The following is a 22,902-nucleotide window of genomic DNA, read 5'->3' as shown; positions in this document are numbered from 1 at the left end:
TCCGACCGGGGCATCGCCCATGCATACGCCTCCGCGTCCATCCTACGCGGGGAGGCCTTGGGCCACGCGGCTACGCGACCCTCGGCGCTCACTTCGACGCATCGTCGGACTGCGCGCCGCCGCCGATCTTCACTTCGGTGTCGAGCGGGTTGGCGTCGCCTTCCATCGGATCGTGCTGATGCACGGACAGCTCGAGATGGTCGCCGCCGGTGTGGTCGACGAGAACCGTCTCGCCGTCGTGGACCTTGCCGGCGAGCAGCATGCGCGCCAGCTGGTCGCCGACCTCGGTCTGCACGAGGCGGCGCAGCGGACGGGCGCCGTACGCCGGGTCGTAGCCGGTGTCGGCGAGCCATTCGCGGGCCGCTTCGGTCACGTCGAGCGTGATGCGGCGGTCGGTCAGGCGCGACGCGACCTGCTTGACCTGCAGGTCGACGATCTTGCCGAGCTCCTGACGCGTCAGCGGATGGAAGATCACGAGGTCGTCGAGACGGTTGACGAACTCCGGGCGGAACTGCGTGTGCACTGCGTTCATCACCGCGTCCTTCTTCTCCTGCTCGCTCAGATCGGGGTTGACGAGGAACTGGGAGCCGAGGTTGGACGTCATGATCAGGATCGTGTTCTTGAAGTCGACGGTGCGGCCCTGGCCATCGGTCAGACGGCCGTCGTCGAGCACCTGCAGCAGGATGTCGAAGACCTCACGGTTCGCCTTCTCGACCTCGTCGAACAGCACGACCGAGTACGGACGGCGACGCACGGCCTCGGTGAGCTGGCCGCCCTCCTCATAGCCGACGTAGCCGGGGGCCGCGCCGATGAGGCGGGACACGGACGACTTGTCCATGTACTCGCTCATGTCGATGCGCACCATCGCCTTCTCATCGTCGAACAGGAACTCGGCGAGCGCCTTCGCGAGCTCGGTCTTGCCGACGCCGGTCGGTCCCATGAACAGGAACGAACCGGTCGGACGGTTCGGATCCGAGATGCCGGCGCGCGAGCGGCGCACCGCGTCGGAGACCGCCTCGACGGCTTCGGGCTGGCCGATGACGCGCTCGTTGAGGTACTCCTCCATATGCAGCAGCTTCTCGTTCTCGCCCTGCATCAGACGGCCGACCGGGATGCCGGTCCACTCCGAGATGATGCCGGCGATCGAGTCGGCGTCCACATGGTCGGGGACCATCGGGTCGTCCTTGTGCGCGTATTCGGAGGCCTGCTCGTCGGCCGTCTCCGCGGCGGCGAGCTCCTTCTGGATCTGCGGGATCTCGCCGTAGAGGATGCGGCTCGCCTGCGCGAGGTCGCCGGCGCGCGTCGCCTTGTCGGCCTCGACGCGCTTCTCGTCGAGCTTGGCGCGCAGGTCGCCGACCTTGTTGCGGTCCGCCTTCTCGGCGTCCCAGCGGGCCTGGAGGCCGTGGAGCTGCTCGCGGCTGTCGGCGAGTTCGGACTGCAGCTTCATCAGCCGTTCCTTCGACGCCGGGTCCTCGGCCTTCTTGAGCTGCATCTCCTCCATCTCGAGACGCGTGACCTTGCGCTGCAGCTCGTCGATCTCCTCCGGCTGCGAATCGAGTTCCATGCGCAGGTGCGCGGCGGCCTCGTCGACGAGGTCGATCGCCTTGTCCGGCAGCTGACGGCCGGTGATGTAGCGGTTCGACAGCGTTGCGGCGGCCACGAGCGCGTCGTCACCGATCGTCACCTTGTGATGCGCCTCATAACGCTGCTTGAGGCCGCGCAGGATCGCGATCGTGTCCTCAACCGACGGCTCGCCGACGAAGACCTGCTGGAAGCGGCGTTCGAGCGCCGGGTCCTTCTCGATGTTCTCGCGGTACTCGTCGAGCGTCGTCGCGCCGATCAGGCGCAGTTCGCCGCGCGCGAGCATCGGCTTGAGCATGTTGCCGGCGTCCATCGATCCTTCGGCCGAACCGGCGCCGACGACGGTGTGGATCTCGTCGATGAACGTGATGATCTGCCCGTCGGACTGCTTGATCTCATCGAGCACGCTCTTGAGGCGCTCCTCGAATTCGCCGCGGTACTTCGAACCGGCGACCATCGAACCCAGATCGAGGCTGATCAGACGCTTGTTCTGCAGCGTGCTCGGTACGTCGCCCGCCACGATGCGCTCCGCGAGGCCCTCGACGACGGCGGTCTTGCCGACGCCGGGCTCGCCGATGAGCACCGGGTTGTTCTTCGTGCGGCGCGACAGGATCTGGATGACGCGGCGGATCTCCTGATCACGGCCGATGACCGGATCGAGCTTGCCTTCCTTCGCGCGCGCCGTCAGATCGGTCGAATACTTCTCGAGCGCCTTGTACGACGCCTCGGCGTCCGGGCTCGTCACCTTCGCGCCGCCGCGGATGCCGGGGATCTGCTCGCGGATCTTCGCGGCGGTCACGCCGTTGTTGTCCAGGATCTTCGCGGCGTCGTTCGGCGTCGCCTCGGCGATGCCGAGCAGCAGATGCTCGGTGGAGACGTATTCGTCGCCCATCTCCTTCATCGCGGCCTCGGCCTTCGCGATCGCGGCCGTCAGCTGGCGGCTCGCCTGCGCCTGCGTCGTCGACGATCCGGAGGCGCTCGGCAGCGCGACGAGCGCGTTGCGCACGGCGGCGCCGATCGTCTGCACATTGCCGCCGCAGGCCTCGATCAGGCCGCGGACGACGCCGTGCTCCTGACGCAGCAGCGCGTCGAGCAGGTGCAGCGGCTCGACCTGCGGGTTCCCGGCCGCCGAAGCGCTCTGGATCGCGTCGCCGAGCGCCTCCTGGGCCATTGTCGTAAACTTCTGTTCCATATCATCCTCCATTGCTGCGCATGGGCGCGGCGGGTCCCTCGGACCGCGCGCCATGCACGGCCGGGAGACGTGGGCGCACCCACGGCTTCATTTGTCTGATATTGTCAACCGACGCCGCAGATCACTTATTCCCAAAACTTGAGCGAATCTTACTCAAGTTTTGCGATTCGATGAAGGCTACCGCTTCGACGGACCATCCTCTGCAATTCTGACGCAGAACATGAGGAAGGCCGCCCGCTTTCAGCGGACAGCCTTCCTCATGTTCCTTTCAGTTTCCTCTCAGCGTGACGCGCTAGACGGCGCCGCGGGGAATGCGCACCGACTCGGGGCCGTGCGCGCCGCTCATGCACGCACGACGACGTTGCGCAGATCGCCGATGCCGTCGACGTGCACGACCGCCTCGTCACCCGGCTTGAGGGCGCCGGAGGCGTCCGGCGTGCCGGTGAGGATGACGTCGCCCGGCAGCAGCGTCGAGAAGCTCGAGATGAACGCGATCTGCTCCGGGATCGAATGGATCAGATTGGCCGTCGTGCCGCTCGCCTTCGCCACATCCTCGCCGTTGAGCGTGAACGAGATCGCCGCGTCCCGCCAGTGGAAGTCGTCGCGCGTCACGATCCACGGCCCGAGCGGGCACGACGTGTCGAAGCCCTTCGCGCGCGTCCACATCGGATCGGAGCCCTGCAGGTCGCGCAACGTCACGTCGTTGACGCAGGTGAAGCCGAGGACGTGGTCCATCGCGTCCTCGACGCCCACGTTCTTCGTGATGCGTCCGATGACGACGGCCACCTCGGGCTCGAAGTTCATATCGTCGGAGCACGCCGGGAACACGATCGGGTCGTCCGGGCCGATGACCGACGTCGACGGCTTCATGAAGACGACCATCTCCTCGGGCGCATGCCGCACCGTCGACTGGCCCTGTTCGAACATGTAGTTCGCGTGCGCCTCGTAGTTCTTCGCCAATCCGTACACCTTCGACGGGATGACCGGCGACAGCAGCCGCACGCCGTCCGCGTCGAGCGGGATGCGTTCGCCGGTCGGCCGCACCTGGCCGCCGAACGGATATCCTTCGAGTACGACGAGATAGTCCCTGTCATCCGCCTCGTCGGTCTGCACGAAGGCATACTGGGGCGTGTCATCCTTGGAAAAACGTGCAAGTCTCATACGGCACAGTCTACAACGGTCGTATCACGACGCGCTGTTCAGTGCACTGAAGCATAGCAGCCCCGGACCATCAGAGGCATACCCTCCACCACCTCCTCGTCGTCTACTTGAACGCGCGCTCGCCGAAGATCGCCGTGCCGACGCGCACGATCGTCGCACCTTCGGCGATCGCGTGCTCCATGTCGCCGCTCATGCCCATCGACAGTTCGGTGCAATGTTCGGTGCCCTCGGCGTGCGAGTCGCGCACGCGGTCGCGCAGGTCGCGCAGATGCGCGAAGCCGCGGCGCACGACCGCCTCGTCGTCCACATGCGCGCCGACCGTCATCAGCCCCTGCAGTTCGAGCCCGTCGATTTCGGCGATCTGCAGCGCCAGTTCGAAGGCCCCGTCGGGGTCGCAGCCCGACTTCGTCGCCTCGCCGGATTCATTGACCTCGAGCAGTACGCCGACGTCGGCGCCGCGCGCTGCCGAACGCCGCCCGATCTTGTGCGCCAGCTCGAGCGTATCGACCGATTCGATGACGTCGGCATCCGGCAGCACCTTGTTGATCTTGTTGCTCTGCAGCTGTCCGATCAGATGCAGCGGCAGATGGTCGAGCGCCTCCGGATCGTCGGTGAGTTCGAGGTTGCCGACCGTTTCGACGTCGCTCGCGCCGAGCACGATGCCGCGCTGCGCGCACAGATACCGCAGTCCGTCGATCTTGACGGAGATCTCCTGCGGCCTGTTCTCGCCGACCATATGCACGCCCGCGTCGATCGCGGCCATGATCTCGCCGACGTCGCGCGTCTTCGTCGCCGCGAGCAACGTGACCGAGCCCTCCTCGCGCCCGCTCAGCATCTCCGCGTGTGCGATGCGATCGAGCACGCGGTGCACGCCGTCGGCGATCTCGCCGGCACGCGTATCGTCGATCGACTCGTTCGCGAGGTCCTTGTAATCCATATAGGCTGTCATGACGTTCCCATCACTTCACTCATGTCCCGGGGTCGTGCGAAACGCTTTCCTCTCCGTCCCGCACGACCTTACCTTACCGCAATTCGTTATCATGCACACAAGTCGTCCCTCGATGTTCCTACGTCATGTTCACGACGTACGGCGTTCACATCGCCAGCAGCCGCGCGCCGACGTCGTCGGGCACTTTGAAATCGCGGCCGCGCACCGCGCGCACCCGCCGCCAGTCGAAGCACGCGAGCGCCTCGCGCGCATCGATCGCCTCCGGCTGTTCGATGAGCCCGAGCGCCCACGCGCAGTAGCCGACGACGGCCTGCGGGCGCACGCCCTGTGCACGCAGATGGCCGAGGTCGAGCGAGCGGACGCGCTTCGCGAGCCGCACGCCGGCGGCGTTGTCGAGCAGCGGCAGATGCGCGTAGTCAGGCGTCTGCGCCGGCGTCCACCGCGCAGCGCCACCACCGACACCGCCGACACCGCAGTCGAGCAGGCGTTCGCGCAACCAGATCTGCAGTGCCGTCGAACGCAGCAGATCACGGCCGCGCACGATGTCGTCGACGCCCATCAGCAGATCGTCGAGCGTCACGACGAACTGGTACGCGTACAACCCGTCCGACCGTCGCAGCACGACGTCGCCGAGCGAGGCGCCGAGGTCGTGGTCCTGCGCGCCGTAGACGCGGTCGTCGAAGAGGATGCGCCCGTCGCGCGCGCCGGCATGCGGCACCGCGAGCCGCCATGCGTGGCGCTCGCCGGCGCGTATGCGCGCGGCCGCCTCTTCGGGGCGCTCGTCGTGCAATCGTCGGCAGGTGCCCGGATAGACGATGAACCGGTCACCCTCCTGCGGCGCCGACGCGGCGCGGATCTCGGCGCGCGAGCAGAAGCACGGGTAGAGCAGCCCGGCGCCGCGCAGCGCCGCGAAGACCTCGTCGTAGAGCGCGGTGCGCCGCGACTGGTGGACGACGTCGCCCGACCAGTCCAACCCGAGCCATATGAGGTCGTCGCGGATCCACTCGTCGGCGCCCGGCATGACGCGGGGCACGTCGATGTCCTCGATGCGCAGCCTCACGTCCTCGCCGCGCGCATGCGCGGACAGCCACGCCGCGAGCATCGCGTACGCGTTGCCCAGATGCATGCGCCCCGACGGCGTCGGCGCGAACCTACCGCTCATCCGCGGGCCGCCTTTCGATTCCCGGTGTCGTTCGTATCGTCATCTCGTCGCGACGATATCACGCCGGCGAGCCGACGAAGGTCGTCCACAGCTCGCTGTCGAGCGGCCACGGGTTCACCGTGCAGCCGTTGAGGAACATCGACTGCTCCTGCATCAGCGGCGCCTTCTGCCCGTCGCCGCCGCACGGCTGTTCGTTGTCGAGGTGTCCGAGCGCGTGGCCGACCTCGTGGTTGACGACCATCGTGCGGTAGCTCGCGAGCGTGCCGCCCTCCTGGAACCAGTGGTCGACGGCGCCGTCCCAGCGTTTCTTGTTGATGATGACGTCGGCGCCGACGCGGCAGCTGTATTCGCTCGAGCAGTACGTCGAATACGTCGGCAGCTTCTCCGGCGCGGCGAGCGTCACCGTCACGTCGCAGCCGCCGTCGACCTGCTGGAACACGACGCCGGCGCGCGGCCATCCGCGCGGATCGTTGAGCGCCCGGTCGACGGTGTTCGCGAAGGCCGACTTGTCGCCGACGTCGCCGTTCGTCGCGACGCAGTACGTCATCTTCGTGACCTGTGCGCCGCTGTGCTCGGCCGTTTGCTTCGCCTTGTCGTAGATCTGCTTGCGCTGCTCGGCGGACATCGGCGCGGCGAGCGCGTCGAGCTCCTGCCGCGCAGCCTCGTTGCGGCGATCCTCGTCGCTTTTCGGCTGCAGCGGTTCCGGTTCCTTGATCTGCCCGTTCGCAAAGGCCATGCGCAGCGCCTTCGTGAAATCGATGTTCGCAGTCGCGGCGCCACCTTCGTCCGGCGTCGCCGTGACATGCGCCACCGACGCGCCGGTGCTTGCGGCGACGCCGACGACGAGCAACACGAGCGCGACCGCCGCGACGACGCGACGAACGACGTAGCGTCGTCGCAGACGCCTGTGGCGGCGCCGACGAGAGGCCCTGTTCATGTTCGCACCACCCATGACTCATCCGTTCCCGTATGCCTGCACTGCCTGCTCCGTATGACCGCCGCCCGAGCCGCCCTCGACGCATGCGCCGTCGCCCGCGTCGCCGCCCGGCTCGCGGACGTGGCCGCGAATCGTCCGCCCCCACTATAGCAACGACGGCGAAGCATGGAGGACGCGGCATCGCAAAGCGGCCCGCGGGATGCCCACGGGCCGCTTCACAGGGATTCACGGGAAACGGATATCGGGAACGCGGATCAGATCGCGAACAGCACGTTGAACAGCCAGCAGCCGAGCATGCCGCCCAGGATCGGCGCGACGACCGGGATCCACGCCTCGTTCCAACGCGACGAGCCCTTGTGCGGGATCGGCAGGATCTGGTGCAGCAGACGCGGCATCAGGTCGCGGGCCGGGTTGAGGCCGGGGCCGGTCGGTCCGCCGAGCGAGCAGACGAGACCCCAGACGATGAAGCCGACGACGATCGACGCGGCCGCGTAGTTCGTCTTGCCCCACTGCAGCTCGAGGCAGCACAGCGCGCCGAGAACGAGGATCATCGTGCCGACGAACTCGTTGATGAAATAGTTACGGCGCGTCGCGTAGGCGTCGGTCGTGCAGAAGGTGCCGAGGATCGCTTCGGCGCTCTCGGTCTCCTTGTAGTGCGGGTAGTAGCAGATGTAGACGATGAGCTGGCCGACGGCGGCACCGAGGATCTGCGCGCAGATGTACGGCAGGACCTGGCTCCACGGGAACATGCCGTTGACGGCCTGCGCGAGCGTCATTGCCGGGTTGATGTGCGCGCCGGAGACGCCACCGAACATCAGCACCGGGAACATGACGCCGAAACCGTAGCCCATCGCGATGTTGAGCCAGCCGGCGTTATGCCCTTTCGTGTTCTTCAATTCGACATTGGCCACTGCGCCATTGCCGAAGATCATCAGCACCGCGGTTCCGACGAACTCCGCCGCCAGCCGCGTAAACAACGAGTATTCCACTGCTCCTCAGCCTTCTCTATGCGTATGCAAGATGGTTTGATTAATCTTCTCTGATGGATGGATTGCATGGCTCACCCCGTATCGAAATGCGTGGGAACCGGTATGAGTGTAGCGCCCGCCATGGGCAACACGAGCATCACCCCACGCAGGGCCAGCCTCGGGAGTCCGCTGACGAAAGCCCGTCTCCCCCATCCGCGCTGCGCTTCGCCCGCGAGCGCCTCCGCGGCCGCACACGACGCCGAACCTATGCTGATCGGCATCATGCCCGCCTCACGCCATCAAACCCAAACAGCGGACGGGATCTCCCGGTCCCGGTCCCGGCCGCACACGGCGTTGTGCGCGGCGCATAAAAAAACTCGCCGGGACGGCCGCCCGCGAGCTTCGTCATGGTCGCCGTTCACTGCGACGCGACCGGTCGCTTGCCCTTCGCCTTATTCGCCGTACTGGCGTTCCATCACGGCGACAGTCGATTCGTCATCGCTCTGCGCCATCAGCCTGTCCAAGGCCGCAAAGGTCGATTCCCACTGATGCTGCTGCATCGTCCGCTTTCTCCTTTCTTTGCTGTCCCGCGCTCCCGTCACCGGCAGTGCCGGGCTGTCGGCATGCCGTCGCTTCCGACATGGCATGGCCATCGGAGCGGTCATTGATGTGATTCGTATTCATCCTATGCATCGTGCCCAACTATGTTCGCCCAGAGCGATGCACACCCCCATCCTCACCCGCGCGGCCGCATCTCAGCAATCGTTTTCGCCGCAGCCCGCACCCGAACCGATCACAACCGACAACCCCAGCGAACACCACCGCCACACCCCGCACCCCAACCGATCACAATCACTGCTAGGCACATGACGGCGAACACGATGAAGGCCTCGGTCGATATTCGACCGAGGCCTTCTGCGGTGCCCCCTCAGGGATTCGAACCCTGGACACGCTGATTAAGAGTCAGCTGCTCTAACCAACTGAGCTAAAGGGGCGTTGGTTCGTGAACCGAGAGATAAATATACTCGGATTCTCCCCCACCGCAACCTCCGGCGTGTCGCGCCACAGAAACCCCGATTTTCCAACGTTCTCCCAAAATCCCAAAACAACCCCCACAACCCCTCTCATACCTCCCTCATCCTCTCCCCTCATCCACATCTTCACAATTCCTTCACATTTACCTCCCTTCTCTTATCTTACCTTGCCCTCCCCACCCCGAGCACTGCATCGCCCCCCCCCTACGCAACCCGACGTCATCAACAAACAAACACGCAACGTGCACGTCACCACAAAGCCACAGCAGCATAGAAACGTGCACGTCACTACAAAATCGCGAAAGGCGGCGCGCAGACGACGAATAACATTTCCCTTCGTCGTCTGCGCGCCGCCTTTCGCCTAACCGCAGCCGCAGCCGCAGCCGCAGCAGAATACTCAAGCACGCAAAAAGCACGCATAAGCACGCTCAAGCAAGCAAGCAGCCGCAAACCCCTACTGCAGATCCACCGCTACGCAGTCCTGAGCCGCATATCCGTTTGCCGAACACCACTCCGTGGCATCCTCTGCCCGTGAGAATGTTTCGCCGGAGAGGATGACGTAGTAGTCGGCTGCGTGGCCGTGTTTGGTGTAGTTGTAGTAGTCGGCGGCCCAGATGAGGATCGCATTGGGGTGTTTGTAGTGCAGTTTGAGGAATTGTTCGTAGATGTCGGTGTACTTCCACGCTTTGCCGTCGATGTTCATGTTGTATTTTTTGCTGGACAGCTGTGTGGTGTAGTCGGAGTAGAACGGCGAGGTCAGTGATGAGTCGTCGTTGAGTTGCCGTTTGAGGGCGAGTTGTGCGTAGCGTTCGTTATCGGCAGTGTCGATGGATGCGCCGCCGCGCGCGTCGGCGACGTCTGCGGATGCATTGCCTTCGCCTTTTTGTCCGGTTTGCCAGATGACTTTGGCGTTCGTCGGTGAGGTGATTTCGTCGGCCGGCTGCCAGTGTTGCCGTGAGTTGAAGGCGATTTGTGTGGTTGCTTCGCCGTCTTGGAAGGTGATGGGTTTTTTGGTGAAGTCGTAGACGGCTGCGGCGATGACGTCGCCGTCGTCGTTTTTGACGGTGATTTTGATGTTGGGTTCGGCGTAGGTGCCGTTGTCGCATGATTTGGCACTGAGTGCGAGTGTGGCGATGAGTGAGTTGCCGTTGACGCTGAGGTCGTCGACGTCGACGTCTGGTGTCGCCGTGCACTTTGCGTCTTTCTTCTTGTCTTTGTCGTCTTTGTCATTGCCGTCGACGTCGCCTGACGAAGCGTCGTCCGTCGTCTGCTGTTGCGTCGTCGGCTGTGTGGAGGCGTCGTCGTTTGTGCGGGTCGACTGCCAGATCCAGAAGCCGATTGCTGCAATCATGATGACGACGAGCACGATGAGCGTGATGATGAGTCCGCGGTTTGATTTCGGCTTTTTGCCACCGTTATCGCCCGGAGTCGGCGGCGTCATCGGCGGTGGCACGGCGGCCGCAGGAGGCACAGTAGCTGCCGGCGGCACGCTCGACGCCGCAGGAGGGGCGACCGGAGCCGTCGGTGTCGGTCCGAGGACCGTTTCCTCGTACATCGATGCGTCGTAGGATGGCGCGGGCGGTATGACGCTCGTTTCCGCCGCTGCGGACGGCGCGGCCGGCGCCGGTGGCGACACGGCGACTCCGGCGACGCGTGTCGTATCGGGCATCGGCGCCGTCTGCTGCAGTCGTGTGCCGCAGTTCCAGCAGAAGCCCTCCCCCTCTTCGACCTGTGCATGGCATTGTGGACATTGCATCGTCGGTCACTTCCCTTCCTCGTCGCCGATTTGTGCATCCAATCAGCGGTTGCCCCGTTCTTATGGCATCCGTTCATGCAGGGCCGCCTCCGGCCCCATCCTCCCAATATATATGCATATATGCACCTTGCTATACGCCGTGCGTCCGGCCGCCGACGGCGGCACGACCCTCTGGGATACAATCGGCACTAGGGGGATCGCCCCACCGACTGAGGAGAGAAGGAGCTTCCAGATGTATTGTCCACATTGTGGCGCAGCCGTCCCGGCTGGCTCACAGTTCTGCCCGTCGTGCGGGACGTCGGTGCATCAGCAGACGCAGCCTGCCGTTCCGCCGCAGCCTGCAGCCCCGGCCGCACCGACCGGCTATCAGCCGACGACGACGCTGCCACCGTACGCCGCCGTACCGGCACCGCAGCCGGCCTCGGCAGCACCCGCAGCACCCGCACCTGCAATGCCAGCAGCACCGTCCGCTCCAGCACCACCGGGCGCACCGACCGTCCCGCCCGTTCCAGGAGTTCCGATGGCCGCAGCTCCGCAGCCGGCTACGCCGAAGGCTCCGGTGCAGGTCACGCCGCAGCAGCTCGCCGCCTTCGGCACTTCCACCGGCGTCGGACTCGGCGCCGCGATCGTCATGGCGTTGTTCGGCTTGCTCATCTCGTGGAGCTCGCTGCAGAACGTCATCGATTCCTCCGGCATGAACGAGCCGCTGACCAATCTCAACTTCTTCCACCGTCTGGGCATCTATCTCGCGCTCGGCAACTCCGGTTCAATCACGGCGAACATCGGTTCCGACGGCGGTCTGGTGGGTTCCTTCTCCATCATGACGCCGTTGTCGTGGATCGGCTATGCGCTCGCCATCGGCTGCGCGTTCGGCGCGTTCCTGATGGCGCGCAAGGCGACGATCCGCTTCCGTTGGGTCGGTGTCCTCAGCTCCTTCGCCGTCGGCATCGTCTCCGGCCTCGTCATGCTGCTGCTCACGGCGATCATGCGCTACTCCTATAGCGAAGATTCGAATTACATCACGCTGTCCGGCGCGACGTTCCGCACCTTCGCGCTTGTGTTCATCCTCGCGACGCTCGGCGCGCTCATCGGCTATTTCCTCGCCGATACGACCGCCGACGAGTCGAACGTCTTCACTGCCGCGTGGACGTGGGCGCATCGCGTCCGCGGCTTCCGCCGCACCGTCGTCGAATCGGCGGCCTGCTACGTCGTCGTGTCGACCGTCGTCGCGCTCATCATCATGATCGTCACGACGACGAAGCTGAGCTCGCAGGGCGGCAACGTGTCCGCGCTGTGGGCGTTCCTTCCGGTCGTGCTGCCTGCGCTAAGCGCATGGAACATCGTCATCGGCTCCTTCGGCGCCATCGAATTCGCGTCGACCGGCACCAACACGATTTCGATTTCGCTGTTCAGCTCCGATATGACGGCCGGATTCGACTACATGTGGGCGCTGTGGCTGATGTTCGTCCTCTATCTGCTGTGCGGCTTCTATGTCGCGCTGCGCGCCGCCGCACGCAATGCCTATGACCCGTATTACGCCGATTGGCGATTCTGCTGGCAAGCGCCGGTGTTCTGGCTGGCCTTCTGGCTCATCACGCCATATCTGTTCATGGGTGTGCTCACCGGTGCCAGCGGCGTCGGCACCGCGACCGGCATGTCGTACCAGATCGTGCCGGCGCTGTGGTTCTGCCTGATCGCGGCGCTGTGGTCCTTCATCATCGAGGTCGTCTCCCGTCTGCTCGGACCGACCCTCATCCAGTCGCTGCCCGGCATCTGGCCGATTCTCGTCGGCGGCACCGTGCGTCCGGGTCTGCGTTCGACGCGCCATGACGCGAACGAGGTCGTCGTCACTGAATCGATGACGATGGCGACGCCGTCCGGTGTCGCAAGCGCGACCGAGACCTTCGCCGTCCCTGCGGGCGCCGTGCCGACTCCTGGCATGATGCCGCCGTCAGCGATGCCGACCCCGGGCATCGCTCCCGCTGTGCCAGGCGCACCGGCCGCCGCGGCGACGCGCAAGCCGATGTCGCCGAAAACGAAGATGTGGCTCATCATCGGCGGTGTCGTCGTCGGTCTCATCATCGTGCTGTCAATCGTCTTCTCGGCGCTCAATTCGTCGACATTCAGCGCGTCGGCCACAGCGAAGCAGTACATCGCGGCGATCGAATCGGGCGACTTCAACCGTGCGAACAGCATCGCCAAGCCGCAGGTCAAGAACGATCAGATGAAACTGCTGTCCAACAACGCCGCGCCGAAGGACGGCCGCATCTCGAACGCACAGGTCATCAAGGAGAAGGCGAACGGCAATTCGAAGATCGTTACCGTCTCGTACACGCTCGACGGCAAGGAGGTCACCCATGACCTCAAGATGATCAAGCGTGGCAGCAAGTCGGTGTTCTTCACCGACTGGGGCGTCGCCGAGCCGATGACGACGACGATCCACGTTGCCAAGCCCACGGCGATCTCGGCGCTCGACATCAACGGCGTCGAGGTCACCGAAAAGAACACGAAAGACGCGGACGGCGATGCGTGGTCGATCACCGTGTATCCGGGCACCTACAGCGTGTCGGCGGGCAAGTCGAAGTATCTCAAGGCGAAGACCGCACACATCATCGCGTCCGGCGACGAATCGTCGCCGGACGCGTACACGGAGGTTGCCGTCGAGGCCACCGACGCGTTGACCGAGGCGATTCAGCAGAAGGTGAACGCGAAGATCGACGAATGCGAGAAATCCACCGATCTTGAGCCGAAGGGCTGCCCGTTCAGCGTGTACTCCTACGGCGACGACAAGAACGTGCGCAACTTCACGTGGTCGGTCACCGACTACCCGCAGGTGCAGGTGGACACCGATTACGGCACGTTCCAGACCGACTACGGCACCGAGGTCAAGTACACCTACGAGCGCAAGGATTCGGACGGCTGGGAGCCGGAGGACGGTGAGACGACGATGTCGTCGATGTCCGGCACCTTCAGCGTGGACGGCGACAAGCTCACGGTCGAGATCAGCGACAGCGACGACTGATCGTTCGCGGCTGATCGAGACAACAAGATACAGGAAGGCCCTGCAGCTGATTGGCTGCGGGGCCTTCCCTATTGCTTAAGCTCAGACGGTTTGGGTCTGTGGTGGTCGCGCGGTGTGCGCGGCCGGCATGATCACTCGGCGACGACCTTCACGAAGAAGTTTGCGGTGATCTCCGGGTGCAGGGCGACGGTGGCCGGGAATTCGCCGGTCGTCTTGATCGACTCGACGGTGATCGCCTTCGGATCGACCGCGACCTTGTCGGCGAGCGCCTTGGCGATCTGCTCGTTCGAGATGCCGCCGAAGAGCTTGCCGGACTCGGAAACCTTCGCCGGGATCTCGACGGCGATGCCCTCGATGAGACCCTTGGCCTCGACGGCACCCTCACGGGTCGCGACGGCCTTGGCGAGGCGGGCGCGCTTCATGGCTTCGGCCTGAGCGGCGGCACCCTTCGACCAGGCGAGGGCGTAGCCCTGCGGGATTAGGTAGTTGCGGGCGTAGCCGAGCTTGACCTCGACGATGTCGCCGGCGTGGCCCAGATTGTTGACGGACTGCTTAAGAATAACCTTGGTGGTTGCCATCTTCAACTCCTCCTAGAATCAGCGGCCGTTGGTGGCGTACGGCAGCAGGGCCATCTCGCGGGCGTTCTTGATCGCCTTCGAGATCTCGCGCTGCTCCTGCACGGTGACGCCGGTGATGCGACGGGAACGGATCTTGCCACGATCGGAGATGAACTTGCGCAGCAGCGCGACGTCCTTGTAATCGATCTCGGTAACCTTGGCAGCCTTGAGCGGGTTCGGCTTCTTCTTGAACGGCTTCACCGGCGGCTGCGGCCTCTTGCGTGACATCTATGGTCTCCTTACAAATGAAATGATGTGGTGCTGTGGTATTGCGGATGTTGGGTTCGGCGTACGACCCGGTGCTTTAGAAATCGTCCTCGTCGCCGTTGCCGCCGAATTCGCTCGTCCCGAAGCTGCCGAAGCTCGAGCCCGAGGACTGCGAGGACTCGCCCCACGGATCGGTGGCCGGAGCCTGCTGCTGCGGAGCGCCGTAGCTGCTCGCGCCACCGTTGTAGGCGGCTCCACCTTGGTATCCTCCACGGTTCGCGCCGCCGGCGGGGGCGTTGTTGTAGCCGCCCTGCTGGTTGCCGACGAAGCCGGAGCTCGCGGACTGGCGCTGGACCTGCGCGGTCGCGCGGCGCAGCGAAGGACCGATGTCCTCGACGCGCAGCTCGACGACGGTGCGCTGCGAGCCGTCCTGCGCCTGATACGAGCGCTGCGTCAGACGGCCCTGAGCGATGACGGACATGCCCTTGGACAGTGTGTTCGCGATGTTCGACGCAAGCGAGGTGCGTGCCGAATCCCACGCCGAGCAGTTCATGAACAGCGTGTCGCCGTCCTCCCACTGGTTGGTGTTCCGGTTGAACGTACGCGTGGACGAAGCGATGGTGAAGTTGACGACCGTCGAGCCGCTGCCCACGGTGCGCAGTTCCGGATCGCGGGTCAGATTGCCCGTGATCGTGATGATGGTTTCACCTGCCATGTCTTGCCTGCCTATCCTTGTGCAAAAACCCTACAGCGGAATTACTTACGGATGATCTTCGTGCGAACGATCGCTTCGTTCAGGTTCATGACGCGGTCGAGCTCGTCGCTGACCTGCGGTTCGCAGCTGTACGTCACGACGACGTAGTTGCCTTCGTTCTTGCCGTCGATCTCGTAAGCGAGCTTGCGGCGTCCCCAGATATCGATGTTCTCGACGGAACCGCCTTCCTTGGTGACGATCTCCATGTGCTGATCAGTCAGCTTCTTCAGACCGTTCTCATCCAGTTCAGGATCGGCAATGAACATCATTTCGTACTTATGCGCAGACATCACCCACCTCCTTCGGACTTTCGGCCACGGACGTTCCGTGACAGGAGTGTGTATGCGTTGTGCCGTGTCCCGGGGCGCCGTTGCGGCGCATCCGGTTCAGAGCAACTTTCACAGCATAGCCGCGGCGCAGGACACCTCCGCCCGGCGCAGGCGCCGGCGTTCCCGCGCGTTTCGCCGCGCAGGCCCTCGCGCGGCGCCCCTCGCGTCGCGCATGGGCCGAACGCCGCCCGCCCCACATACAGCCGCATTGTTATATTGGTGTTGCTTGAACCACGGGTACTCCCACGCATTTGAAAGGCGAACCATGTCTGCAGTTCTCGAAGGCACACCCGATAAGCGACTCGCACTCGTCACCGGACGCGCCTATCCGGAACAAGCTGAGGAAACCGCGCATTATCTCGGCACCGAGGTCCTGCCAACGACGGCCTACGACTTCGCGAACGGCGAGATGTACGTGCGGTTCACCGAGCCCGTCCGCGGCGCCGACGTGTTCATCATGCAGGCGCATACGCAACCGATCAACAAATGGATCATGGAACAGCTCATCATGATCGACGCCGCCAAACGCGCCTCGGCGCGTTCGATCACCGTCGTCGCGCCGTTCTTCGGCTATTCGCGTCAGGACAAGAAGCATCTGGGCCGCGAACCGATCACGGCGAAGCTGATGTTCTCGCTGTTGCAGGCGGCCGGCGCCGACCGCGTCATGACCGTCGACCTGCACGCCGCGCAGGAGCAGGGCTTCTTCAGCGGCCCGGTCGACCATCTGACGGCGATGCCGGTGCTGCTCGACTACATGCGCAACCGTCTGCCTCTCGACAACACGACGATCGTCTCCCCCGACGCAGGCCGCATCAAGGTCTCGGAGCAGTGGGCGGCGAAGCTCGGCGGCCTCCCGCTCGCCTTCATCCACAAGACCCGCGACACGACGCGCCCGAACCATGCGGTCGCCCACGGCATCATCGGCGATGTCAAGGGCCGCGACTGCGTCGTCGTCGACGACATGATCGACACGGCCGGCACGATATGCGAGGCCGTCCGCACGCTCCACGAGCACGGCGCGAAGTCGGTCACGCTCGTCGCGACGCACGGCCTGCTGTCCGGTCCCGCCGTCGAGCGTCTGCGCGACAGCGGCGCGAAGGAGATCGTGCTGATGGACACGGTGCCGATCCCCGAGGAGAAGCGTCTGCCGAACATGACGGTGCTGTCGACGGCGCCGCTGCTCGCCGCCGGCATCCGTTCGGTCTTCGAATCGCGTTCCGTCTCGAATCTGCTCAACGGGCTGCCCGAGGACATGCGCACGCGCAACATCTACGCGTGACGGCTCGGTCGTATGCATGAGGGCGCCGGTCCCGATCGGGACCGGCGCCCTCATGCATACGACCGTTCGTTTCAGCGCTTCAGCACGAACATATCGCGGATCTGCACGCTCGTGCCGTAGGACGCTTGCGCGCCGTAACCGGTCGCCGCATAGGCGGATACGTACGAAGCGAGCCGGGCGGCCTCCCGCAGCGTCATGCCGGAGGCGAGCGCCGCAAGCACGGTGCCCATGAAGGAGTCGCCGCAGCCGGTGGTGTCCACGGCGGCCACATGCACCGGCTGGATGCGGACGATGGGATCCTGCGCGTCCTCATCGAGCACGACCGAGCCGTCGCCGCCGAGCGTGACGATCGCCTGCCGGAATCCGAAGTCGTGCAGCCGGCCCTGCGCGTATGCCCAGTCGAAGCCGTCCCAGTCGTCGTCCTCGGGTTCGTCGATGTGCAGCAGCTGGACGAGCTCGTGCTCGTTGACGAGCAGGATGTCGGCGTTGGCGATGAGCTCGGCGGGCAGCTGCGGCAGGAAGGGTGAATCGTTGACGAGCACCTTGACGCCGGCCTCATGGCACATCCTGGCGCATGCGGTCACCGTCTCCAACGGGCTTTCCAGGCACAGGCCGAGCACCGAGGACGCGGTGAGCAGATCCCGCTGCGATTCCACGTACTCCACGCTGACGTTGGCGTTGGATCCCGGAGAGTAGACGATCGTGTTCTCGCCCGTCGAGTCCACGGTGATCACGGTGGTGCCGCTGGGGCCCAGCACCTTGCGGATGCCGCTGATGTTCACGCCGGCGTCGGCGAGGCTGCCAAGCAGGAAATCGGCGTTGGCGTCGGAGCCGACGGCCCCGAACATGCGGACCGTGGCGCCGAGCTTCGCCGCCGCGGCCGCCTGATTGCCCGATTTGCCTCCGGGCAGCACCTGCAACGGCCCTCCGGTGACCGTCTCACCCGGCCCGGGAAGACGTTCGGTGGTGACGGTGTAGTCCGCGTTCATCGATCCGACGACCGATACCGAACCATGGATGCGGTCCAGCAGATCGAGTGTCTGTGCGGTGTTCATGAGCTCTCCTTTTCCTGTGCGTTCATTGTGCCGTGCGATCGGCCGTGCGTTGACCGGAGGATGGGGCGTCCGCGCGTCATATGGGCGGGACGCCCCGAGCGGCGTCACTCGACGGGGTCGAGCACCTCCTGCACCTCCTGCGGCTGATCGACGGTCTTCTGTTCCTGTGCGCTCTCGCCGGCGTAGATCTTCTTGTGGAACACGACGAACCAGATGAGGCCGAGGGCGACGACGCCGGCGGCGATGAGCAGCAGGTTCGAGTAGACGGCGGCCGGTCCGGTCGCGCCGATGAGCGATCCGCCGCCGAGCGTGGTCGCGCCCAGCTGCGCGCCGAAGACGGCGATGCCGATCGAGGCGGTCACGTTCATCACGAGGTCGTTCATGCCGACGCCGCGTCCGGACTCATCGACCGGCAGCGTGTCCAGTACGGTGGAGACGACCGGCGAGTACATCAGGCCACAGCCGGCGTAGAACACGCAGGCGAAGACCGTCAGCAGCGCGAAGTTCGTGTTCACGCACAGCGCCGAACCGACGAATCCGCACATCATGAACAGCGATGCGAGCACGATGGCCGGCGTGCGGCCGATCTTGCCGACGATCCAGCCCGAGGTGGTGCCGAAGACGGCGGCCACGATGAAGGCCCACACGATGTACTGGGAGACCTGCGTCACGTCCATGCCGTACAGCGCGCCGCCCATGCTGTTGAAGATCGGCGAGACGCAATAGTTGGTGAAGTAGAACAGCACGATGAGCATGATGCCCGCGAGCCAGCGCGTGTTCCTGAAGAACGCCGGCGTGATGAACGGATCGTCGGCCTTGTTGATGTACACCGCGAAGACCACGAACAGCGCGGCGCACACGCCGAGCATCCACCACTTGTTGTACGAGAAGAACAACGAGAGGAAGGCCGAGGCGAGGCCGAAGATGACGAATCCAACCCAGTCCACATGCTGCGAGCCGCCGCGGCGGTTCGGCAGCAGATGCAGCAGGAACGGCAGGAACACGATGGTGACGGCCGGGATGAGGAACAGGTACTGCCATGCGATCGAGGTGAGCAGGCCGGCGGCGAAGACGCCGATGGCCGCGGAGATCTGATAGCCGGCCGTGAACAGGCCGAAGAAGATCACTTTGAGTTCCTTCTTCAGGTACTTCGTGGCGATGACCAGGTAGACGGAGCCCGAGACCTGCTCGCCGGCAGTCTGCAGCATGCGGGCGATGATCACCGTCCACAGGTTCTTCGTGAAGAAGAAGTTCGCGATGAATCCGAACAACGATCCGACGAACAGCGTGACGAGGCCGAATACGATCAGCTTCTTGAGCGAGACGAAATCGCCGAGGGAGCCGTAGATGAAGCAGACGATGCCGAGCACGATGCTCGGCAGGCTCGTGATCAGGGCCGCCTGCTCCGGCGCGCCGACGTCGTTGCCGATGTTGGTGAACACCAGGTTGAAGCCCTGCAGGCACAGCGTGCCGAGGATGAAGGTGATGAGCAGCAGGATGAGGGCGCGCACGGCCATCTTGTTCTGCGCTTCGAGGTCCGGTGCGTCCTGCTTGACGACGTTGTCAGTTATAGCACTCATGATTGGTCCTTGTTTGGTACGGGAATGATTGCGGTTGCAGGCGCGGGGCTCAGACGGCCCGACGCGCGACGTTCGTGATGCGGGTCATGAATTCGTCGAGGAACCTCGGCACATCGACGCCGAGCGCGACGCCCATCGTCTTGTGCGGATCGTTGAGGCGCTCATCGACGCCGATCGTGCGGCCGCGGGTCGGACCCTCGACGTCGACCTTCATGTTGATCGGATGGACGCTGACGAGCGTGGGGTCGACGGCGACGCCGACGGCGAGCGGATCGTGCAGACCGCAGCCGCCGAGGTGCGGGGCCGTGGTCTCGTAGGCCTTGATGTAGAAATCGGTCATGTCGGCGAGGAACGCGCCCGCGGCGTTGCCCAGATCGCGCCAGGTCCGCGTCTCCTTGTAGGTGAGCAGCGTCTGCAGCGTCACGTCGAGGCCTACCATCGTCGCATGCTTCGTGTGGCGGAACACGTAGTCCGCGGCGTCCGGATCCTGGGAGATGTTGGCTTCGGTCCATGCGTTCACGTTGCCCGGCACCGTCAGCGCGCCGCCCATGAGCACGATCGAGCCGAGCTGGTCGGCGATCTCTGGCGCCTTCTTGAACGCGGCGGCGAGGTTCGTCTGCGGTCCCGTCGGCACATAGACGAGTTCGTCGCCGTAGGTCTTCGCCGCATCGATGATGAAGTCGACGGCCGGCTCGCTTTCGGCCTCGCGGTCCGAATCCGGGATGGCGACGTCGCCGATGCCGTTGTCGCCGTGGATGAACGAGGAGATCGGGAGCACCTCGAACGAATCCTTCGTGCTCGCATGGGGCAGGCCTTTGTACACCGGGACTTCGGGATGTCCGAGCAGGTCGGTTATCGCGAGCGCATTGCGCACGCCCTGCTCCATGAGCACATTGCCGTAGGTACCGGTGATGCCGATGAGTTCGATTTCCGGGCTGCCCAACGCGTACGAGATGGCGAGCGCGTCATCGACACCGGTGTCCAGATCCAAAATGAACTTCTTCATCGCTTCGTCCTTCCTTCTTCCTTGAAATACCACGTCGTCGTCGACGAAGTTGGACTGTTGCTGCCGCTCTTTGGTAAAACGTTTTATCAAAGAACTACGTTCATCATAGACCATCATGCGAGGTTCTGCCAAAAGAGGAATGGAAGTGGCGTGTCCTCTTCCGGCGTCGATGCCGCCAGGCGGGACGCGCGCCTAGGCGACGGTCTCGCCGGCGACGAGCTGCGGGGTGAGCAGCGACGTCCGCGTCGCCGTGACGCAGTCCTTACCGGTATCGTGCCGCCGGATATGGCGATACAGGCACTCCCAGCTGCGCACGGCGAGCTTGTGGACGTCCTGTTCGATCGTCGTGAGCCTGGACGCCATGCCGAAGCGCCGCAGGATGTTGTCGTATCCGATGATCGACAACGCCTCGGGCACATGCAGGCCGAGCTCGGCGAGCCGCTGCATGACGCCCATCGCCATCAGGTCGTTGCAGCAGAACAGCGCGGTCGCGCCGAAATCAAGCACACGATCCGCAAGCGCATAGCCGCTGCCGAAACGGTAGTTGCCGTTGAGCACCAGAATGTCATCATCGGTGATGTGATGGCCGTGCAGCACATCGACGAATCCGCGCATGCGATTGCCCGCGTTGACGTCATCGACTTGGCCGCTGATGCACGCGAAGCGACGATGGCGCGCCTCGAGCAGCCGTTGCGCCGCGAGCCTGCCGCCCTGCGTGTTGTCGAAGGCGACGCCGTCGCAGATATGGGCCGTGACGAGACGGTCGATGAGCGTGACGGGGCAATGCGCGTCCGCGATCTGCCGCTGCAGCTGCCGCGTGTGGCGGTACGATTCCAGTGACGGGATGAGCAGCATCCCGTCGATGTCGCGCGCGAGGTAGTTCGTCATCAGCGCGCTTTCGTTCGCGCGCAGATCGTTCGAATTGGAGAGGAACAGCGCATAGCCGGCTTCGTGGCATGCCTCCTCGAGATGCCGCGCGAGCGACGCGAAGAACATGTTCTCGATGTCCGGGACGATGAGCGCGATCAGATGCGTCTCGTTCGTGACGAGGCCGCGAGCGTTCTCATTGACGACGTAGTTGAGCCGTGCGGCGATGTCCCGGATGCGCTGCTGCGTCTCCTTGGCGATGCGCGACGGTTTGTTGTTGAGTACGAGCGAGACCGCAGCCGGCGACACCTCGGCCTCTTTGGCGATCTCCTTGAGCGTCACACGTCTGCGCATCATTCCCCGATTCGATGGCTGCCGTGATCCGCCCACGACAGGACAATGCTGTCGCGTTCCATTGTAGGGCCTTACGATGCATATTGCATGGATGAGTGAAAAGGGGACGCTGAGTGAAAAGGGGACGCGCGCGTTTCCGTTTGGAAGTGTGTTTGTGAAAAAAGGAGAGCCCACTGTTGGGTGGGCTCTCTGGGTGAAGTGTGGGTGCGGCGGCGTGCTACTCTCCCACACCCTGTCGGGTGCAGTACCATCGCCGTGCCAGGTCTTAGCTTCCGGGTTCGGAATGGGACCGGGCGTCTCCCCTGGGCTGTGACCGCCGCAAGACTGTGTTCTGTTATTCATGTTCACCCCCGTGTGGGGGTTGGTGGTTGGTTTGGGGACCGGATGGTGGACGCGGGCGCAGGTGTTCGTGCTGCGGGAACGATGGTTCGTTGTTTGCGTGTTGATGCTTGGTTCGTGTGGATCCTCCAGTCGCGTGTCCCGGTCGCGTGTGGTGCGCGGGGCGTCGTGGCGGGGGGTCGTTTTCGACCGTTAGTGCCGGTCGGCTCCCCCCCTTGCGGGGCTTCCACGTCCGGTCTATCGACCACATGGTCTCATGTGGGGTCTGTCACCACCCCGGAGGGTGGTCAGGAATCCTTATCTTGGAGCGGGCTTCCCGCTTAGATGCTTTCAGCGGTTATCCCTCCCGAACGTAGCCAACCGGCCGTGCCGCTGGCGCGACAACCGGCATACCAGAGGTTCGTCCACCCAGGTCCTCTCGTACTATGGGCAGGCCTCCTCAGGATTCCAACGAGCGCAGAGGATAGAGACCAAACTGTCTCACGACGTTCTGAACCCAGCTCGCGTGCCGCTTTAATCGGCGAACAGCCGAACCCTTGGGACCTGCTCCAGCCCCAGGATGCGACGAGCCGACATCGAGGTGCCAAACCATCCCGTCGATATGGACTCTTGGGAATGATCAGCCTGTTATCCCCGGGGTACCTTTTATCCGTTGAGCGATGCCGCGTCCGTACGCCGGCACCGGATCACTATCTCCGACTTTCGTCCCTGCTCGATCCGTCGATCTCGCAGTCAAGCCCGCTTGTGCGATTA

General features: G+C 64.4%; 17 protein-coding genes, 1 tRNA gene, 2 rRNA genes and 1 pseudogene. 3 read left to right on the top strand and 18 right to left on the bottom strand.

From position 1 onward, the window contains the following. Positions 1–88: 88 nt before the first annotated feature. The 8 genes from clpB to B1400_RS02695 form a co-directional block, all read right to left on the bottom strand. The gene (gene clpB / locus B1400_RS02735; protein WP_095612936.1) at positions 89–2,773 is read right to left on the bottom strand and encodes an ATP-dependent chaperone ClpB; all 2,685 of its coding nucleotides are present in this window, start codon (positions 2,771–2,773) and stop codon (positions 89–91) included. A 342-nt stretch (positions 2,774–3,115) separates the two neighbouring features. Then, positions 3,116–3,934, bottom strand: coding sequence for a fumarylacetoacetate hydrolase family protein (locus B1400_RS02730; RefSeq protein ID WP_095612935.1), 819 nt, complete (start codon positions 3,932–3,934; stop codon positions 3,116–3,118). A 103-nt stretch (positions 3,935–4,037) separates the two neighbouring features. After that, the gene (locus B1400_RS02725) at positions 4,038–4,883 is read right to left on the bottom strand and encodes a YggS family pyridoxal phosphate-dependent enzyme (RefSeq protein ID WP_095612934.1); all 846 of its coding nucleotides are present in this window, start codon (positions 4,881–4,883) and stop codon (positions 4,038–4,040) included. 145 nt (positions 4,884–5,028) lie between these two features. Next, a complete protein-coding gene (gene gluQRS, locus B1400_RS02720; protein ID WP_095612933.1) occupies positions 5,029–6,045 on the bottom strand; it encodes a tRNA glutamyl-Q(34) synthetase GluQRS in 1,017 nt (338 codons plus the stop codon). A 58-nt stretch (positions 6,046–6,103) separates the two neighbouring features. Then, the gene (locus tag B1400_RS02715) at positions 6,104–6,982 is read right to left on the bottom strand and encodes a DUF3152 domain-containing protein (protein WP_235607283.1); all 879 of its coding nucleotides are present in this window, start codon (positions 6,980–6,982) and stop codon (positions 6,104–6,106) included. Positions 6,983–7,236: 254 nt separating this feature from the next. Continuing rightward, entirely contained in the window at positions 7,237–7,971 is a 735-nt protein-coding gene (locus tag B1400_RS02710; RefSeq protein ID WP_095612931.1) for an MIP/aquaporin family protein, read from the bottom strand. Between the two features lie 900 nt (positions 7,972–8,871). Next, positions 8,872–8,945, bottom strand: a tRNA-Lys gene (locus tag B1400_RS02700). A 493-nt stretch (positions 8,946–9,438) separates the two neighbouring features. Then, entirely contained in the window at positions 9,439–10,653 is a 1,215-nt protein-coding gene (locus B1400_RS02695) for a hypothetical protein (protein ID WP_162288163.1), read from the bottom strand. On the opposite strand from B1400_RS02695, the pseudogene B1400_RS10120 reads away from it, so the two are divergent. After that, a pseudogene (locus B1400_RS10120) lies at positions 10,568–11,035 on the top strand (zinc-ribbon domain-containing protein); the annotation flags it as partial. The gene B1400_RS02695 and the pseudogene B1400_RS10120 overlap by 86 nt on opposite strands. 225 nt (positions 11,036–11,260) lie before the next feature. After that, positions 11,261–13,762, top strand: coding sequence for a DUF4878 domain-containing protein (locus tag B1400_RS02690; protein ID WP_201260184.1), 2,502 nt, complete (start codon positions 11,261–11,263; stop codon positions 13,760–13,762). Positions 13,763–13,893: 131 nt separating this feature from the next. Here B1400_RS02690 and rplI read toward each other — a convergent pair whose 3' ends face one another. The 4 genes from rplI to rpsF form a co-directional block, all read right to left on the bottom strand. Continuing rightward, positions 13,894–14,340 (bottom strand): 50S ribosomal protein L9, encoded by a 447-nt coding sequence (rplI, locus tag B1400_RS02685; protein ID WP_026645415.1) that lies wholly within the window; start codon positions 14,338–14,340, stop codon positions 13,894–13,896. Between the two features lie 18 nt (positions 14,341–14,358). Further along, positions 14,359–14,607, bottom strand: a complete 249-nt coding sequence (gene rpsR, locus B1400_RS02680; protein ID WP_024540215.1) for a 30S ribosomal protein S18 — start codon at positions 14,605–14,607, stop codon at positions 14,359–14,361. 76 nt (positions 14,608–14,683) lie between these two features. Next, positions 14,684–15,301: a single-stranded DNA-binding protein gene (locus tag B1400_RS02675; protein WP_095612927.1), complete on the bottom strand. Its 618-nt coding sequence runs from the start codon at positions 15,299–15,301 to the stop codon at positions 14,684–14,686. A 41-nt stretch (positions 15,302–15,342) separates the two neighbouring features. Beyond that, the gene (gene rpsF / locus B1400_RS02670) at positions 15,343–15,630 is read right to left on the bottom strand and encodes a 30S ribosomal protein S6 (RefSeq protein WP_026645412.1); all 288 of its coding nucleotides are present in this window, start codon (positions 15,628–15,630) and stop codon (positions 15,343–15,345) included. A 304-nt stretch (positions 15,631–15,934) separates the two neighbouring features. Here rpsF and B1400_RS02665 point away from each other — a divergent pair, with 304 nt between their 5' ends. After that, on the top strand, positions 15,935–16,948 hold the full coding sequence (locus tag B1400_RS02665) for a ribose-phosphate diphosphokinase (RefSeq protein WP_095612926.1): 1,014 nt from the start codon (positions 15,935–15,937) through the stop codon (positions 16,946–16,948). Between the two features lie 71 nt (positions 16,949–17,019). Here the strand turns inward: B1400_RS02665 and B1400_RS02660 are convergent, their stop codons facing one another. From B1400_RS02660 to B1400_RS02635, 6 genes are all read right to left on the bottom strand, one after another. After that, the gene (locus tag B1400_RS02660; RefSeq protein WP_095612925.1) at positions 17,020–18,003 is read right to left on the bottom strand and encodes a ribokinase; all 984 of its coding nucleotides are present in this window, start codon (positions 18,001–18,003) and stop codon (positions 17,020–17,022) included. 104 nt (positions 18,004–18,107) lie between these two features. Next, positions 18,108–19,583: an MFS transporter gene (locus B1400_RS02655; RefSeq protein ID WP_095612924.1), complete on the bottom strand. Its 1,476-nt coding sequence runs from the start codon at positions 19,581–19,583 to the stop codon at positions 18,108–18,110. Positions 19,584–19,632: 49 nt separating this feature from the next. Next, positions 19,633–20,589, bottom strand: a complete 957-nt coding sequence (locus B1400_RS02650) for a nucleoside hydrolase (protein WP_095612923.1) — start codon at positions 20,587–20,589, stop codon at positions 19,633–19,635. Positions 20,590–20,781: 192 nt separating this feature from the next. Beyond that, the gene (locus B1400_RS02645; protein WP_235607282.1) at positions 20,782–21,813 is read right to left on the bottom strand and encodes a LacI family DNA-binding transcriptional regulator; all 1,032 of its coding nucleotides are present in this window, start codon (positions 21,811–21,813) and stop codon (positions 20,782–20,784) included. Between the two features lie 201 nt (positions 21,814–22,014). Continuing rightward, positions 22,015–22,131: ribosomal RNA gene (rrf, locus tag B1400_RS02640) — 5S ribosomal RNA — on the bottom strand. 191 nt (positions 22,132–22,322) lie between these two features. Further along, positions 22,323–22,902, bottom strand: a 23S ribosomal RNA gene (locus B1400_RS02635); the annotation flags it as partial.

Source organism: Bifidobacterium italicum (genome assembly GCF_002286915.1).
GTDB lineage: Bacteria > Actinomycetota > Actinomycetes > Actinomycetales > Bifidobacteriaceae > Bifidobacterium > Bifidobacterium italicum.
This window is presented reverse-complemented; position numbering and strand designations above follow the sequence as displayed.